Consider the following 15,777-nt stretch of genomic DNA (forward strand, 5'->3'; position numbering starts at 1 on the left):
ATGGGCTCCATTACGCCTGGTTTTTGGCTTTTGAACGGGAGATGCGTGCCTCGCCGATCAGCCAGTCAAAGAGGAAAATAATCGCCAGCATCACCACGATCAGAATTGAACCGTAGGCGATCGCCACGCCGTATTCGCCGTCTTCCACGCGGTTGAGGATGTAGGCGGTGGCCACGCGGGTATCGGGCGTCACCAGGAAAACGATGGCGCTGACGGTGGTGATGGCGCGCACGAAGCTGTAGATCAGCGCCGACAGGATCGCCGGGCGCAGCAGCGGCAGCAGGATGTGCGTAATGGTGCGCAGCGAGCCGGCGCGCAGGCTGAGCGAGGCTTCGTCCAGCGATTTGTCTATCTGGCCCAGCCCGGCGATCCCGGCGCGAATGCCCACCGGCACGTTGCGCATCACCATCGAGATAATCACGATGGCGGCCGTCCCGGTGAGGTACACCGGCGCGCTGTTGAAGGCGAGAATGTAAGAGACGCCCGCCACGGTGCCCGGCACCGCAAAGCACAGCATGGTGGTGAACTCGATGGTCTTTTTGCCCCTGAACTGCTGGCGCACCACGATCCAGGCGATCAGCAGGCCGAAGGCGGCGGTGATCGGCGCGGCGATCCCGGCGTACAGCAGCGTGTCGAGCAGCGAAGGCCACGCGCCGTCGCTCATGCCCTGGCCGAACAGCTTGATGAAGTTATCCAGCGTCAGCGTGTAATCCACTCCCCAGTTGACGGTGAAGCTGCCGTAGAAAATGCTGCCGTAGAGCAGGGCGTTAAAGGCTACCCACACCGCCAGCAACGCAATCACGCCCCACACCAGCGTGACCGGCAGCGGCTGTACGTCGCCGCGATAGGATTTGCCGGACACGGTGACGTAGGAACGCTTGCCGATCCACAGGTACTGGATGCAGAACACCAGCAGCGAGAACAGCAGCAGGAAGGCGCCGAGGGTGCTGGCGGCCTGATAGTCGAGCTGCGAGCCGGTGATGTAGAAATAGATTTGCGTCGCCAGCACGTCGAAGTTGCCGCCGAGCACCAGCGGGTTGCTGAAGTCGGCCAGCGATTGCACCACCACGATCAGAAACGCGTTGGCCAGCGCCGGTTTCAGCAGCGGCACGAACACGCCGTTAAAGGTTTGCCAACGGCTGGCGCGCAGGGTGTAGGAGGCTTCTTCCAGCGAAGGATGAATGGTCTTGATCGCGCCGTCGAGGATCATGAACGCCATCGGCGTGAACGCCAGCACCTGCGCCAGCCAGATGCCGGTAAAGCCGTACAGCCAGTTGGTGTTGGTCAGGCCGAACCAGGCCACCATCCACTCGGTGACGTAGCCGGAGCGCCCCATCATCAACGTGACGCCCAGGCCGACGACGAACGGCGGCGTGACGATGGGCAGGATGGAGAAGATGCGGCCGATAATGGCGCTGCGCTTGGCGATGCGGGTGGTGTAAATCGCCAGCACCAGGCCGAAGAAGGTGCAGCCGGCGCCGACCGCGATCGACAGGGCGATGGAGTTGAGGATCACCTGAACGATATGCGCCTGCAACAGCACGTTCATAAACGCCAGCGGCGCGAATGCCCCCGCCTGGTCGGTGAACATCGGAATGAAAATCGCGATGCTCGGCCAGACGATGAAGACGCCGATCAGCGCCACGATGGTGACCAGCGCACCGATAACGAAACGGTCGCCGCCCAGCCATTCGAAGCGGGTCAGCGCCAGCGTCATGATGGCGCCCAGCGCGGTCAATTGCACCAGAGTGGCGTAGCCTAGACCGCGCCCCGCCACCGTGGCGCTGACGACGATAAAGGCCATGCACAGCAGCGCCCAGCCGGCATCGAACGCGTGGCGCCGCCGCCGTTCACCGCCCGCCGGGGCGTAAGGGCGAAGCAGCAGCAGGCTCGGCAACAGGCACCATAGCCAGCTGACATTGCGGTGTGACCAGCCGTAGGCCGCGAGGATTTCATCGCCGGTGGACTCCAGCAGGCCGTAATCCAGGCTCCAGCTCGGCAGCAGGGCGAACGCCAGCCAGCCAAGCAAGACCCAAAGGAATATCGCATCTCGTTTTTTCACGAGATGGAGTGCATGTGTATGTGACATAAGTTTCCCGGATGTTCAGGCCGGGTAAGGCGTGAGGCTTACCCGGCAACAGGCGCAGAATGTGGGCTTATTTACCCATCTTGACTTCGCTGACCCATTTATTGATCAGCGCCTTGCGGACCTCGGTCGAGCCGTACTTGTCCATGTCGTAGTTGATCAGCTTCAGGTCGTCGAGCTTCAGCGAGTTCGGCGAGGTAGCGGCGGTGGTGTTGGTCAGGATCTGATAGGACTTGCCTTTCTGCCATGCCAGTTCCTGCGCCTCTTTCGACAGCACCCAATCCACAAACAGCTTGGCGTTGTCGAGGTTACGTGCGCCTTTGAGGATGCTGACGCCGCCGATTTCGTAGCCGGTGCCTTCACAAGGCGAGATCAGCTCAAGCGGCGCGCCCTGTTCTTTTTCGAGTGAGTAGTCATGCAGGAAACCGATGCCGATCGCCGTTTCACCGCGGGCGGCGTTGCGCGCCGGGGCAATGCCGGACTTGGTGTACTGCGAGACGTTGGCGTTCAGCTGCTTGAGGTAATCGAAGGCCTGATCGTCTCCCCACAGCTGGGCAAAGGTCGCCAGCGCGGTATAGGCGGTGCCGGAGCTCTGCGGATCGGCGATTTGAATCTCGCCTTTGTATTCCGGCTTGGTCAGGTCTTTCCAGCACTTGGGCACCGGCAGGTTTTTCTCTTTGAGGCGCTGGGTATTGACGCCGAAGCCGAGGATGCCGACGTAGACCGCCGAGGAGTAGTTGCCTTTCAGCTTCGCCGGGTCGCGGAATTGTTGCATCACCTGTTCGAGGTTCGGCGATTTGTAGGGCTGTAGCAGCCCCATTTCACCGGCCTGGGATTGCGGATCGAGCGTGCCGCCGTACCAGACGTCCGCCTGCGGGTTTTTCTTCTCGGCGTCCACTTTCGCCAGCGTGCTGCCGGAGCCGTTGCGGATGAACGAGGTTTTCACGTCATATTTCTCGCCGAAGGCTTTGGTCTCCGCTTCACACATTTCATTGGTGGCGCTGCAGTAAACCACCAGGCGGCCCTTGGCGTGCGTGGCGCCGCTCAGCGTGGCCAGCGCGATGCCGGAAGCTATCAGGGTAGTGACCCACATTTTTTTCATTGTTTTATCCTTCTCTCGGTAGAGGTGGCGACGCTCGCCATCAGCAGCGGCATCAGCAATAAACCCATAAGAACGGCGGCGATCGACAGCAAACTGAACATGCCTGACCAGCCGTAGCCTTCGATGACCTGCGACAGCGGCCAGCCCGCCAGCGCTGCCCCCAGGTAGGCGAACAGGCCGAGAAAACCGGTGATGGAGCCCGCTGCGCCTTTGTGCCCGCATTCCACGGCGGCGAGGCCAATCAGCATCTGCGGGCCGAAGACAAAAAAGCCCACCGTAAAGAAACAGCCCGCCAGCAGCGCGTAGTGATGCACCGGCGCCAGCCACAGCGCGGCGACGGAAACCATCAGCCCGAGCGTGAACAGCAAAATCATCGGCGCGCGCTGCCCGCCGAACAGCACATCCGAACCCCAGCCGGCGAACAGCGCGCCGAGCAGGCCGCCTATCTCGAACAGCATCACCGTGGCGTTGGCGCTGAGCAGGTTGACGCCGTGGCTTTCGGTCAGCCAGAGATTGCCCCAGTCGTTCAACGCGATGCGGATCAGGTAGACCAGCACGTAAGAGACGCCGAGCAGCCAGATCATCGGGTTCTTCAGCATCGTGGTGCGCAACATCTGCCACAGCCCCATCGGCGGGCTTTGCTGTTCCTGGCGCAGCTCCAACGGATCGTGGCGCCACTGGCCGACCGACGGCAGGCCTTCTTCCTGCGGCGTGCCTGTCAGCTGCTGCGTGAGCCAGAGGCCCAACACCATGCTGACGGCGCCCGGGATCAGCATCGCCGCCTGCCAACCCCAGCGCTGGGCGGCGAAGGCGCTGATCAGCGGCACGATCGCGCCGCCGAGGTTGATCGACATGTTCCAGCAGCCCCACCAGAAGCCACGCTCGTTGCGCGAATACCAGTGGGTCAGCAGCCGCGCGCAGGGCGGCCAGCCCCAGCCCTGAAAGAAGCCGTTCAGCGCCCAGACCGCCAGCAGCAGCGTCAGCGATTCGCCGAAGGCAAACGCCACGTTCAGTAAGCCGGTGGCGAACAGGCCGATCCCCATAAACCTGCGCTGCCCGTGGCCGTCGTGCCACAGCCCGGCGGCGAATTTCGACAGGCCGTAGCTCAGGTAAAACAGCGAGCCGAGCAGGCCGATGTCCCCTTTATCCAGGCCCAAATCCGTTTGCAGCGCCGGCAGCACGTAATTCACGCTTTTGCGCGTCAGGTAAAAGGCGGCGTACCCGATGACCATGTACAGCAGCAGTCGCGGGCGCAGCGCGCGGTAACGATGATCGATTTCAGATGCCGAGCGTGCCTGCATAGCCGCCTCCCTGGTGGTGACTATAAGAAGGTGAAAGGGAAAGGGGATGAGATAAAGTCCGGAGTGGCTAAGACTTTTTCCTAGTTAGTCGGCGGTTTGTTGCAAATTTGTGGGCAGGTTAACAATTACCCGCGTGCCGCACTGCGTTTCCAGCGTCAGCTCGCCGCCCAGCGCGCTGAGCCGCTCGCGCATCCCCTGAATGCCGAGGCCGGGCACCTTGTCCGCACGGATGCCGATGCCGTTGTCCTGTACCTCGAGGTGCAAAAGCGGCCCCTGTTGATACAAGACGATGGCGACTTCGCTGGCCTCGGCGTGTTTGCACACGTTGTTGAGCAGCTCTTGCAGCAGGCGGTAGAGGGTGAAGCGCACCGTTTCGCCGGCGGGCGTGTGGCTCAGCCGGTAATCGAAACGGCAGTGGATGCCCCGTTCGGCAAAGGCGAATTCGCTCAGCAGGTGGTGAAGCGCCTCTTTGAACGCCAGCTCGTCCAGCGCGGGCGGCCGAAGTTGGCGCAGCAGCTGGCGCGTGGAGTGATGAATGCGCCGGGCGAGCTCGCCTATCTGGTGCGCGGCGGCCTGGGTTTGCGCTGGATCGTGCGCCCGTTTGACCAGCTGCGACTGGATTTGAATCGCGGTGATGTTCTGGCCGATTTCATCGTGCAGCTCGCGCGCCAGGTTTTTCCGCGTGTCTTCTTCGGTGTGGATCAGTTTTTCGGTCAGCGCCCGCCGCGCCGCCAGCTCTTCTTCCAGGCGACGCTGATAGTGGTGCAGGTTTTGCGCCAGGTGCTGCTGGCGGCTGATGGCGATACCCAGGCCGATGCCGAGCAGCGCCTGCGTCGCCAGAAAGATTTCCAGCTCGACCAAGTTGCCGAACCCCACGCCGACCTGCCGGGCGAGGGTGATCATCATGCTGCCGAGCAGGCCGGACAGCACGCCGCCCTGCCAGCCGAACTTCCACGCCATCACCACGTTCGGCAGAAACACCACGATCAGCAGCAGGCGTTCGATTTCCGGCGACAGCACCATCTGCGTGCCGATACCGATAACGAAGAACAGGCTGCACCAGATGATTAAGGACGCGCGCAGCGGCGGGTTGGGGGTGTCCAGCCCCAGCAGGTGGTAACGGTGCTGCTGGCGCAGAAATTCAAAGATCAGATAGACGAACGGGGTCAGCAAGACGCCGCCGGTAAACGACGCCAGGCCAAGCAGCATCGCCGGGCTTGGCACAAACGGCGAAAGCAGGGCGGTGTTGAGCAGCGAGGCGGCGGTCACCGCAGCCAGCAGCAGCGTCAGCCGCTGCCAGTAGAGCGGAAAACGGTGCCAGAATCGCTGCGCGAGCGCGGCCGGGAGCAGGGTGATGAACGGCGTGGCCAGCAGGCTGTAACCGCTCATCAGGCGTTCGCCGTGCAGCCAGAACAGCAGTAGCACCGGCGGTATTATCAGAGCGGGCCAATAGCGGCGCGCCAGCAGGATCAGCAGCGCGAGATAGACGCCGTGCGGCAGAAACAGCGCCGCCTGGTTGCCGTTGCGGGTCAGATAGAAACCGAGCGTCCACAGCATCAGCCAGCCGCTGCCCCAGGCTAACAGGATAAACAGCGAGATAACCCAGGGCCGGAAACGGGGTAGCATCAATGCCCCGCCAGAAGTTGATGGTCGAGAGCGAAATGCACCAGCTCGATGGTGCTGTTGCACTGCAGCTTGCCCAGGACGTTGGCGCGATGCACGTGCACCGTTTTATGGCTGAGATCGAGCTTGAAAGCGATCTCCTTTACGCTGTCGCCTTTGACCAGCAGATCGAAGATTTCACGCTCGCGCGGGGTCAACGCTTCCAGCGCCGTGGCCGGCTGCTCGCCGCCGCGCAGCGCCCGCAGCGCGTCGGCGCACAGGTAATGGCCGCCCATATCGACGGAGCGCACCGCCTGCACCAGCTCTTCCGGCCCGCAGCGTTTGGTCAGATAGCCGCTGGCGCCGGCGTCCAGCGCGCTCTGCACGAAGGTGGGGGAGTCATAGATGCTGAGTATGATCGCGCGAAACTGCGGCTTCTGCGCCCGCAGGCGTTTCAACAGGCTCAGGCCGTTTTCATCCGGCATGGCGATGTCCATCACCGCGACGCTGACGTCGTCGCGCAGCAATGCCGGCCAGGCCGCCGCCGCGCTGCCGTATTGCCCCACCACGTCGAGATCGTCCTCGAGGCTCAGCAACTGCGCAAAGCCGGAGCGCACCACCACATGGTCATCCACCAGTATCACACGGATCATTTTTCGCACTCTGTTGCCGAATCATGGCCCTATGATGCCTGCAGCCACGGTGCTGGCAATCAGCCAAGCGCGGTTATGCAATCGGTGTAACAGAATCGTAATAAAAGGGCGCCGCCGGTGCCGTCAACGATCCAAATCGATGGCGAAATGCTGCCACAGCGCGGCGCGGCGTTCCTCTTCCGAATGCAACGTCGTTTCGTGGCGCTGGTGATCTTCGGTCACGATCAGCTTCATGTCGCTGAGGGTCACCCGGCCGTGGGCCGTCGGCCGTGAACACACCAGGCGCTGGGTGAAATGCGACTGCGGCGAGGTGCTGTGGAAGCGGCACATCTCGTCGAACTCATGCAACTCGCGCGGTTGGGCGGTAAAGCGATACAGGGTTTTGGCATGCGAGCGTTGGTCGCCGTTGCGGCGCTCCAGCAGGTAATATTCGCCCTCCTGCTCCAGGTGGAAGGTGCCGCTGGCCTGCGGTTGCGGCTCGGCGGCGACGATCTTCAGCGGCGTCAGGAAGGAATCGCCGAAACCGACGTCCACCAGCCAGGCCTGGTCCGCCAGATCCACCCGCAGCGCCAGATGGTCGTAGGGCGGGCCGAAATGGCCGTCGCGCGCGCGGATCTCGCCGGAGATGAAGCTCACCTTAAAACCGATCTCCCGCAGCAGCAGGGCGAACAACGCGTTCAGCTCATAACAGAAACCGCCGCGGTTACGCTCGACCACCTTGCTGAACAGCGCCTCCGGCGCCAGCCGGATGCCCTGATGATAAATAATGCTCAGGTTCTCGAACGGGACACTCAGCATGTGGCGATGGTGCAGCTGTTGCAACGTGGGGAGGTCAGGGCGGGCGGTGCCGGTAAAGCCGATATGCTGCAGGTAGCGTTGGGTATCCACAGGGTGTCTCGCATGAGAAAAAGTAGGCATAAAATAGCGGGCTTTGCGGCGTTTGTGAGCGCATTACGTGCTGCGCTGTCGCTGCTGCCGCAAACTGTCACTGGTCGGCGCTAGCCTGTTCCCCTGAGTTCAACGTTGCAGGAGAACGGTTATGCAAGATTTCAAACATCGGGTGGCGCTGGTGACCGGCGCTTCCACCGGCATTGGCGAAGCGATCGCCGCCGAGCTGTTTCGGCGCGGCGCCACGGTGGTGATGACCGGCCGCCACGCCGCGCCTCTCGCCGCCGCCGCCTCGCGGCTCGATCCCGAAGGCCGACGGTTGATGACGTTGCGGATGGACGTGCGCGATGCGTCATCGGTGCAGCAGGGCATTGAAGAGACGGTGCGGCGCTGCGGCGCGCTGCATCTGCTGGTCAACAACGCCGGGATCACCGGCCCGCACGAGGTGGACATCGATCGGTACGCGGTCGAAGACTGGCATGAGGTGATCGCCACCTGCCTGAGCGGCACGTTTTTCGGCATGAAGTACGGCCTGCCGGCGATCGTCGCCGGCGGCGGCGGGGCGGTAGTGAACCTCTCTTCCGCCAACGGCGTGGTGGGGATTGCCGGGATTGCGCCTTATACCGCCGCCAAGCATGGCGTGCTGGGCCTGACGCGCTCGGCGGCGCTGGAGTTCGCCACGCGCGGCGTGCGCGTCAACGCCGTCGGGCCGGGCTATGTGGATACGCCGGCGATGAGGGCGCTGCCGGCGTCGGCGTGGGCACAGATGGCCGCTTCGCACCCGATGGGGAGAATGGCGACGCGGGAAGAGGTGGCGAAAACGGTGGCTTTCCTGCTCTCGGACGACAGCAGTTTCACCACCGGCGCGTTTTACAGCATCGACGGCGGCTATATCGCGCGTTAATGGAAAACAGGCCCCTGACGGGCCCGTTCGATTACCAGGATTTACGCGGGTTGCGGGAGACGATGTCGATCTTTTGACACAACAGTTGGGTGATGTCCACCGAGGTGGGCTGAGCGGCGCTGCCGACAAAGTTTTTCAGCACGATGGCGATACGGGCGTAATTGACATAGCCCTCAGGCAACGGCAAATATTCCGACGAGTTAAGCGCAGTGATGCGATCCGAGGTCATCGTTGCCGAAGCGGCCGGCGTTACCGTGCCGGTGCGCCCCCATTGGCAAGCTTTTTCCAGTAGGGTAGTGACGCCGGCATCACCGTTCAGGACATACTTGCCTTGGTAAGTGCCGATGGTGACATCAAGGCTGTTCTGGCCTTTCAGGTTTGCCAACGTGGCGCGCCACAGCACCAGATCGTTTTTCGCGATTGGGAAGTAGATCTCGACGCGTTTGTCCGCCGTCGTCGCCGTTTTGGTGGTGGCGGTCAGCACGCCATTTTGCAGCGTCACCGCCAGATCGGCGGTCGCCGTTTGCGAGAGGCGTGCGCCGCCGAAGGCGTAGACGTTATTCAACGCCAGCGCGCCGCTCTCTTTCCAGCTCGGCTCCGGCAGATGGTTGACGCCATCGCCCAGATAGAGCAGGCGCCACATGTTGATGTAGCCGGGGGCGACGATCTTTTTCATCTCGATGTGGTTGTTGGACCAGCCTTTTTTAATGTCGGCGTTCACCAGATCGAAACCGTCGATATAACATTTTCCGCTCAGATCGCTGGACTTATCGAAGAAGAAATACTCGACGTATTGATAGGGCACGCTGCTGCCGGCATCGGTGTTGTTGGTCATCACGCTGTGCCATTGGCTGTCTTTGATTTTTACCGTACCGCCGTTGTTGCTGGTAAAGACCGGCCGGTAGTTGCGGCAATTGGCGTTACCCCATTCGAAGTGGCAATTTTTAAAGTCCAGCGTGCCGCCCTTAAGGTCGAACAAACCATAGTCGGTATTGGCCAACTGTTCGGTTTCATTGCTAAAGCCGCTGTAGTCGAACGAACAATCGCGGAAGGCCAGGGCATGCACCCCCTGATAGTAGTTTCTGCTGTCGCCGAACAGGCATTTGTAGAAGACGATTTTTTCGCCGGCGTTGGCGGTAGTTTCAGACCAGATCGGCCAGAAACAGCCCCGCACCATGATGCTGTGCCAGCTCTGGATATAGGCGTTATTGCCGAAGACGATGCCTTTGTACAGGTTGGTCAGCCAGACGTTTTGCACCAGCAGTTGGCAGGCCGGCAGGCCGTGCATGTTCGAGGCATCGCTGTAGACGCACAGGCCGCGCAGGTTGGCCGCCGCGCCAGGGGCACCCACGATGCGCAGGTTATAAATCGCCGGCGCCCCCAGAGAGTATTGCACGCGTACGCACTCGATGTTGGCGGCGCCGCTGAAGTCCAGAATGGTGCCTTTAAAATCGACGGAATTTTTCCACAGCTTCAGGTTGGCTGTGGTTTTACAAGGGCGAACGCCGCCGGGGCCAACCAGGGTAATCCCCGCCGGGGTCGTTGGGATAGGCAACTGCCACCACTCTTCGCCTTTGACCTGCAAGAAGTTGCACGCGCGGGTAATGGTCAGCGAGTAATCCAGCTCATCGCCCGGCAGATGCCACCAATCGATGCTGTAATCGCCGTCATTGACGATGCGCTTCCAGCGGCGGTTTTGCGCGTCGACGAGCAGGGTGACGCCGTTGTCCTGGCTGGTGGTATCCGCATCGTCTCGGGTAAATACGCCGTGATGGTAGCGGTTTTCGAGCATCACCGCGGTCTCGCTACCGGCATAGCTGCGCAGGTTGGCGTAATCATTTAATGAAATCATGGAATAGCCCTCGTTTTGGACAATAAGAGGCCGATGCAATATGGCGATTGCAGGGGCGGCGGCATAGGGAAATGGCATTGTGGCCGAAGGGTGAATCGGTTCGCGATCCCGGTCGGCAGAGATAAATTAACAGGCTGAGGCGAGAGGCTTAAGCGTTCAGGGTTGTGCCTGACGCCAGCAAACATCGCCGCCGGGGTTCAGGTTTGGTCTGTAGATACGAGGGTTTGCAACCAGGCCAGAAACGCCGCTGCGCCGGGTTTTTCCAGCGTGCGCGGCGGGTAAACTACGTAGTAGGGTTTGCTGAGCGGCAGCGCCGGTTCGGCCAGGGTGACCAGCTGGCCTTCCGCCAGTTCACGGGCGATCAGCCGCCGCTGGCCGAGTAGCACCCCGCGCCCTTGCACGGCGGCGTCGATGGCCAGTGACGTCAGGTTATAGGTTAGCCCGCGCCGCGCCGGCGGCATTCGATCGGCGGCGGTGAACCACTCGTGCCAGCCCGGCAGAAACTGGCTCTCTTTGCCCCAGTCGACGTGGATCAGCGGCAGCTGCGTCCAGTCGCCGCGATCGCGCAGCGCCGGGCTGCACACCGGCTGCACCCGATCCTGAAACAGCCGCACCTTTTCCAGCAGCGGGTAATCCTGATCGCCGAAGCACAGGGCGAAGTCCGCCGCCGAATGGGCGAAATCGACCGCCGCATGGGTGGCGTGCAGCCGCAGATCGCCGTCGGGGCACTGCGCCAGCCAGTCGTCCAGCGCCGGGTTCAGCCACTTGGAGGCCAACGCCGGCAACGCGAACACCGTCAGCGCCTGTTTGCCGCGCTGGCGCTCGACGTGCTGCTGCGCCACGCGCAGCGTTTCAAACGCTTCCTGGACATACGCCAGGTAGTCCGCGCCCTGTTCGGTCAGCGTGACGCCGCTTTTGGCGCGGATGAACAGCATGATCCCCAGGTGTTGCTCCAACTGGCGGATCTGCTGGCTGACGGCGGCGGCGGTCAGCGCCAGCGTATCCGCCGCACGGGCCAGGCTGCCGGTGCGGGCGGCGGTTTCGAACGCCAGAATGGCGCTCAGCTTGGGCAAGCGCGCGCGGGACGGTGAGTGCATGGGCAGGGCTATCGCTAAGAATCGGTTAGCTTATCCATAACGTATTTTTGTTATGGCGGCAATGCGCCATTCGCTACAGTGAGAGGCATCCGGCTTTCGCACACGAGGGGAACGTCATGCCGCAACTTGCCGATATTATCGATCTGTCCGCCCATCCCATCGACGACGCCGCGTTCCGCGCCCGTTGCCGGCAAACGCTGGAGCGCAGCGGTGCGTTAGTACTGCCGGGATTTCTGCGCGCCGCCGCGCTGGCGACGGTAAGGCTGGAAGGCGCCGAACAGCACCACGCGGCGTTTTACGCCACCAGCAAACACAACGTGTATCTGCGGCCGCAGGACGACGCGCTGCCGGCCGATCACGCGCGCAACCGGCTGGTGGTGTCGTCCAAAGGCTGCATTACCGACGAAGATATTCCGCCGCAGTCGCCGCTGCGCGCGCTGTACGACGCTCCGGCGTTTCGCGCGTTCCTCTGCGCGGTGCTGGATGAGGCGCAGCTGTATCCCTACGCCGATCGGCTGTCGTCGATCAACCTGCATTACGCCCACACCGGCCAGGAGCTGGGCTGGCACTTCGACAACTCGTCGTTCGCCATCACGCTGCTGATCCAGAAACCGCAGGCGGGCGGGCGTTTCGAGTACGTGGAGAACCTGCGCGACGCCGATCGCGGCGAGATGAACTATGCCGGGGTCACGCAGGTGCTGGACGGCGAGCGGGCGGCCAAACGGCTGGCGATGGAGGAGGGGGATTTGGTGCTGTTTCGCGGGCGCAACGCCATGCACCGGGTGACGCCGACCGAAGGCGACATCACGCGCATGCTGGTGGTGCTGGCCTACAATGCGCAGCCGGACGTGATGCTGTCGGAAAGCGCCAGAATGACGTTCTACGGCCGGTTATAGCGGATAAAAAAACCGCCCCGGAGGGCGGTTTGTCGATTCAGTGCGGGTTCTGCTCTTCGTGAGCCTGTTGCTCCCGCTTCACTTCCTGCGCGCGCTTGCGCAGGCCGAACCAGCCCAGCGTCAGCAGCACCGCCAGCACCGGAATGGTGGCGATGGTCCAGGTGCCGTTCGGGTAGTCGAACGCCATCATCACCACGACGATCAGCAGGAACGCCAGCGTCAGCCAGGAGGTGAACGGCGCGCCCGGCATTCTGAACGAGACCGGCTGCGCGCGGCCTTCGCGCACGGCTTTGCGCAGGCGCATCTGGCAAACGATGATAAACGCCCAGGAGGCGATGATGCCGAGCGAAGCGATGTTCAACACGATCTCGAACACCTGCGACGGCACCAGATAGTTGAGCACCACGCCGATCACGTAGATGCCGCAGGTGACCAGGATGCCGGCGTAAGGCACCTGCTGGCTGCTCATTTTGGCCATCAGCTTCGGCGCGGAGCCGCCCATCGCCAGCGAGCGCAGGATGCGGCCGGTAGAGTAGAGGCCGGAGTTGAGGCTGGACAGCGCGGCGGTCAACACCACGATGTTCATGATGGTGCCGATATAAGGCACGCCCAGCTTGCTGAAGAAGGTGACGAACGGGCTTTGGCCGGCCTGATAGGCGTTCCACGGCAGCAGCAGCACCAACAGCACCACGGAGCCGACGTAGAACAGACCGATACGCCAGATCACGCTGTTGATCGCTTTGGGCATCATTTTGGCCGGATCTTTACACTCGCCGGCGGCGGTGCCGATCAGCTCGATGCCGGCGAAGGCGAAGATCACCCCTTGCACCAGCACCAGCGCCGGCAGCAGGCCGTGCGGGAACATGCCGCCGTTTTCGGTGATCAGGTGCATGCCGGTGGTGTGGCCGGCGACCGGCGTGCCGGTGCCGAGGAAGACGACGCCCACAATCAGGAACAGCGCGATGGCGACGACCTTGATCAGCGCGAACCAGAACTCCATCTCGGCGAACCACTTCACGCCGATCATGTTCATGGTGGCGACGATACCGAGCGCGCCGAGGGCGAACAGCCACTGCGGCACGTCGGCGAAGGTGCCCCAGTAGTGCATGTACAGCGCCACCGCGGTGATATCGACGATGCCGGTCATCGCCCAGTTGAGGAAATACATCCAGCCGGCGACGTAAGAGGCTTTCTCACCGAGAAACTCGCGGGCGTAAGAAACGAAGCTGCCGCTGGAAGGGCGATGCAGCACCAGTTCGCCCAGCGCGCGCAGGATGAAGAAAGAGAAGATCCCGCACACCAGGTAGACCAGCGCCAGCGCCGGCCCGGCCAATTCGAGACGGCCGCCGGTACCGAGGAACAAGCCGGTGCCGATCGAACCGCCAATGGCGATCATTTGGATCTGCCGGTTGCCCATGCTTTTGTGATAACCGGATTCATGGGAGTCTAGCCAGCGTCGTCTGGCGGCGTGTTTATCGTCCGCCGACTTTTTTTGTGAGTGCATTATCCGTCCTGTTTACCTGTCTATGATGAACTCCGCCCTGAGCTGCAGAGCAAACGATTGCCATCAACAATCGTAATGAGAATGAGGTCGTGGCATCATTCCGCTGTTTATTGTGTATACAGCCGCCGTTAAATAACGGCGTGGCATGCTACCGTTTCCCGATAAATGTGGCAAAAAAACCTGCGTACAAAGCGTGAACAAAGGTGTGTATTTTTTAAACTGAAAACAAAAGTGCATATTATTCAGTAAGATGAGTCTCATTATCAACACGGAAATATCGAACGATAAAAGTGATTGAAATCACAGAATAATAATTACCGTGCAAACTAAAGGGATTTGAAGGTTATTTCGCGTGGGGGCAAAGGCGAGCGGAAAATAAAGCGGTGGCGCCTGCGCGGCGATGGGCGTGCGCAGGCGAATCGGACGAGGGGGTTTTTTAGGCGGATTCACCGGCCGGCAGAGCCGAAGCCGGCAGGCCGAACAGCTTGTCGAACGCCCAGTTAAACAGGAAGGTGTAGCAAGGAATGATGACGATCAGCGCCATATCCAGCAGCAGCGCCTGCCACAGCGTGATGCCCATCCACCAGGCGATCAGCGGGATCAGGTACACCACCAGCGTCAGCTGAAACCCGATCGCGTGCAAAATGCGGCGCTTGAGGGTGCGGGTGCGCGACGCCTGGCGGCTTTCCCACCACTCGAATAAATAGTTGTAAATGAAGTTCCAGCTGACCGCGATGGTGGTGATCACCACCGCCAGCGGCCCGGTGCTGGCCGGCGCATGGCCCGACAGCAGTGCCAGCCCCAGCGCCGAGATCGTCATGCCGATAAGTTCATAAGCGGTGACATACACCAGTTTGCGTTTGACGCCTTGCATCGTTTTCTCCCGATCTGTTTTTAGTTGCCTCTGTGGCGACGGCGGCTAAGATAGCGTCAATCACATTGATAGAAAAAGTCAGGAGCTGTCAGTTTAACTGACAGGTTGAACGATGAATTTTTCCAGCGACAATATCGAACTGTTTCTGGCGGTGCTCGATCGCGGTTCGTTTTCCGCCGCCGCCCGCGCGCTGCGGCGCGTACCCTCCGCCGTCAGCATGGGCATCGCCAACATGGAGGCGGAGCTCGGTTTCGCACTGTTCGATCGCTCGCACCGCGAACCGACGCCGACTGCGCTGGCGTTGGCCCTGGCGCCGCACGCCCGCCTGATCGCCGGGCAGCTCAAGCAGCTGCAGGTGCACGCCATCGAACTTTCCCAAGGGCTGGAAAGCACGCTTTCGATCGGCGTGGCGTCGGACATCAACGGCGCCGGCCTGCTGGCGGCGGTGAAAACGCTGTCGCAGCGTTATCCGCTGCTGAACATCGAAGTGCTCAGCGCGCCGCAGGACGACGTGCTGCATATGCTGCATCAGGGGCGCATTGGCGTCTGCCTGGCGTTCGGCGGGCTGAACATCAACAGCGCGGAGCAGTTCCACTCCGTCGGCGCGGAGTCGCTGGTGGCGATGGTATCGCCGCAGCATCCGGCGCTGGAGGGCGCGGCGGGCGAGCTGTTTCTCGAGGATCTGATCAACGTGCGGCAGATCATGGTGGCCAGCCGCGATCTGCCGATCGGCGATCTGCGCCCGCAGGTGGCGGAGGCCTACTGGCGCACCGACAGCCTGCCGATGGCGCTGAACATGGTGGAAGCGGGCCTGGGGTGGGGCAATTTCCCGCTGTCGCTGGCCGAGCCGCTGCTGGCGCAGGGGCGGCTGGTGCGGCTGAAATTCAAAAATACCAAGAACGAGCTGCGCTTGCCGATGCATCTGATCTGGCTGAAGAGCCGCCCGCTGGACAAGGCGGCGCGCGAGCTGGTCGAGCTGATGCGCGCGGCGCCGCAGGAGAGCTGACGCCAGGCGCGC

General features: G+C 62.0%; 13 protein-coding genes. 3 read left to right on the top strand and 10 right to left on the bottom strand.

The genetic code is table 11. From position 1 onward, the window contains the following. Positions 1–10 precede the first annotated feature (10 nt). The 6 genes from EKL15_RS09410 to EKL15_RS09435 all read right to left on the bottom strand — a co-directional run bounded on the left by EKL15_RS09410 (position 11) and on the right by EKL15_RS09435 (position 7,632). The gene (locus tag EKL15_RS09410) at positions 11–2,089 is read right to left on the bottom strand and encodes an iron ABC transporter permease (protein ID WP_203089296.1); all 2,079 of its coding nucleotides are present in this window, start codon (positions 2,087–2,089) and stop codon (positions 11–13) included. Positions 2,090–2,156: 67 nt separating this feature from the next. Then, on the bottom strand, positions 2,157–3,188 hold the full coding sequence (locus EKL15_RS09415) for an ABC transporter substrate-binding protein (RefSeq protein ID WP_203089298.1): 1,032 nt from the start codon (positions 3,186–3,188) through the stop codon (positions 2,157–2,159). Next, on the bottom strand, positions 3,185–4,513 hold the full coding sequence (gene uhpC, locus EKL15_RS09420) for an MFS transporter family glucose-6-phosphate receptor UhpC (protein WP_225529591.1): 1,329 nt from the start codon (positions 4,511–4,513) through the stop codon (positions 3,185–3,187). The genes EKL15_RS09415 and uhpC overlap by 4 nt, the downstream gene beginning before the upstream one ends. A 60-nt stretch (positions 4,514–4,573) precedes the next feature. Continuing rightward, complete coding sequence (locus EKL15_RS09425; protein ID WP_203089303.1) at positions 4,574–6,115, bottom strand: MASE1 domain-containing protein; 1,542 nt, start codon at positions 6,113–6,115, stop codon at positions 4,574–4,576. Next, on the bottom strand, positions 6,115–6,744 hold the full coding sequence (locus tag EKL15_RS09430) for a response regulator transcription factor (RefSeq protein ID WP_203089305.1): 630 nt from the start codon (positions 6,742–6,744) through the stop codon (positions 6,115–6,117). Before EKL15_RS09430 ends, EKL15_RS09425 begins: the two co-directional genes overlap by 1 nt. 123 nt (positions 6,745–6,867) lie before the next feature. Beyond that, positions 6,868–7,632, bottom strand: coding sequence for an arylamine N-acetyltransferase (locus tag EKL15_RS09435; RefSeq protein WP_203089307.1), 765 nt, complete (start codon positions 7,630–7,632; stop codon positions 6,868–6,870). A 151-nt stretch (positions 7,633–7,783) separates the two neighbouring features. Between EKL15_RS09435 and EKL15_RS09440 the strand changes: the two genes are divergently transcribed. Beyond that, positions 7,784–8,536 (top strand): SDR family NAD(P)-dependent oxidoreductase, encoded by a 753-nt coding sequence (locus EKL15_RS09440; protein ID WP_203089309.1) that lies wholly within the window; start codon positions 7,784–7,786, stop codon positions 8,534–8,536. Between the two features lie 31 nt (positions 8,537–8,567). Here the strand turns inward: EKL15_RS09440 and EKL15_RS09445 are convergent, their stop codons facing one another. Together EKL15_RS09445 and EKL15_RS09450 are read right to left on the bottom strand one after the other, a co-directional pair. Then, complete coding sequence (locus EKL15_RS09445; protein ID WP_203089311.1) at positions 8,568–10,388, bottom strand: hypothetical protein; 1,821 nt, start codon at positions 10,386–10,388, stop codon at positions 8,568–8,570. Positions 10,389–10,585: 197 nt separating this feature from the next. Beyond that, positions 10,586–11,485: a LysR substrate-binding domain-containing protein gene (locus tag EKL15_RS09450; protein WP_203089313.1), complete on the bottom strand. Its 900-nt coding sequence runs from the start codon at positions 11,483–11,485 to the stop codon at positions 10,586–10,588. Positions 11,486–11,601: 116 nt separating this feature from the next. Between EKL15_RS09450 and EKL15_RS09455 the strand changes: the two genes are divergently transcribed. Next, positions 11,602–12,381: a 2OG-Fe(II) oxygenase gene (locus EKL15_RS09455; protein WP_203089315.1), complete on the top strand. Its 780-nt coding sequence runs from the start codon at positions 11,602–11,604 to the stop codon at positions 12,379–12,381. Positions 12,382–12,418: 37 nt separating this feature from the next. Here EKL15_RS09455 and ansP read toward each other — a convergent pair whose 3' ends face one another. Next, on the bottom strand, positions 12,419–13,885 hold the full coding sequence (gene ansP, locus EKL15_RS09460) for an L-asparagine permease (protein ID WP_203089317.1): 1,467 nt from the start codon (positions 13,883–13,885) through the stop codon (positions 12,419–12,421). Positions 13,886–14,321: 436 nt separating this feature from the next. Then, positions 14,322–14,759, bottom strand: coding sequence for a PACE efflux transporter (locus EKL15_RS09465; RefSeq protein ID WP_203089323.1), 438 nt, complete (start codon positions 14,757–14,759; stop codon positions 14,322–14,324). Positions 14,760–14,871: 112 nt separating this feature from the next. Between EKL15_RS09465 and EKL15_RS09470 the strand changes: the two genes are divergently transcribed. After that, positions 14,872–15,765: a LysR family transcriptional regulator gene (locus EKL15_RS09470; protein ID WP_060440473.1), complete on the top strand. Its 894-nt coding sequence runs from the start codon at positions 14,872–14,874 to the stop codon at positions 15,763–15,765. Positions 15,766–15,777: the final 12 nt, after the last annotated feature.

This window comes from Serratia sp. 4542, from assembly GCF_016805595.1.
Taxonomy (GTDB): Bacteria; Pseudomonadota; Gammaproteobacteria; order Enterobacterales; family Enterobacteriaceae; genus Serratia; species Serratia nevei.

Coding starts and splice junctions, on each gene's coding strand:
- EKL15_RS09410 (WP_203089296.1), bottom strand. CDS start 2,089: ATGTCACATACACATGCACTCCATCTCGTGAAAAAACGAGATGCGATA.
- EKL15_RS09415 (WP_203089298.1), bottom strand. CDS start 3,188: ATGAAAAAAATGTGGGTCACTACCCTGATAGCTTCCGGCATCGCGCTG.
- EKL15_RS09425 (WP_203089303.1), bottom strand. CDS start 6,115: ATGCTACCCCGTTTCCGGCCCTGGGTTATCTCGCTGTTTATCCTGTTA.
- EKL15_RS09430 (WP_203089305.1), bottom strand. CDS start 6,744: ATGATCCGTGTGATACTGGTGGATGACCATGTGGTGGTGCGCTCCGGC.
- EKL15_RS09440 (WP_203089309.1), top strand. CDS start 7,784: ATGCAAGATTTCAAACATCGGGTGGCGCTGGTGACCGGCGCTTCCACC.
- EKL15_RS09445 (WP_203089311.1), bottom strand. CDS start 10,388: ATGATTTCATTAAATGATTACGCCAACCTGCGCAGCTATGCCGGTAGC.
- EKL15_RS09450 (WP_203089313.1), bottom strand. CDS start 11,485: ATGCACTCACCGTCCCGCGCGCGCTTGCCCAAGCTGAGCGCCATTCTG.
- EKL15_RS09455 (WP_203089315.1), top strand. CDS start 11,602: ATGCCGCAACTTGCCGATATTATCGATCTGTCCGCCCATCCCATCGAC.
- ansP (WP_203089317.1), bottom strand. CDS start 13,885: ATGCACTCACAAAAAAAGTCGGCGGACGATAAACACGCCGCCAGACGA.
- EKL15_RS09465 (WP_203089323.1), bottom strand. CDS start 14,759: ATGCAAGGCGTCAAACGCAAACTGGTGTATGTCACCGCTTATGAACTT.
- EKL15_RS09470 (WP_060440473.1), top strand. CDS start 14,872: ATGAATTTTTCCAGCGACAATATCGAACTGTTTCTGGCGGTGCTCGAT.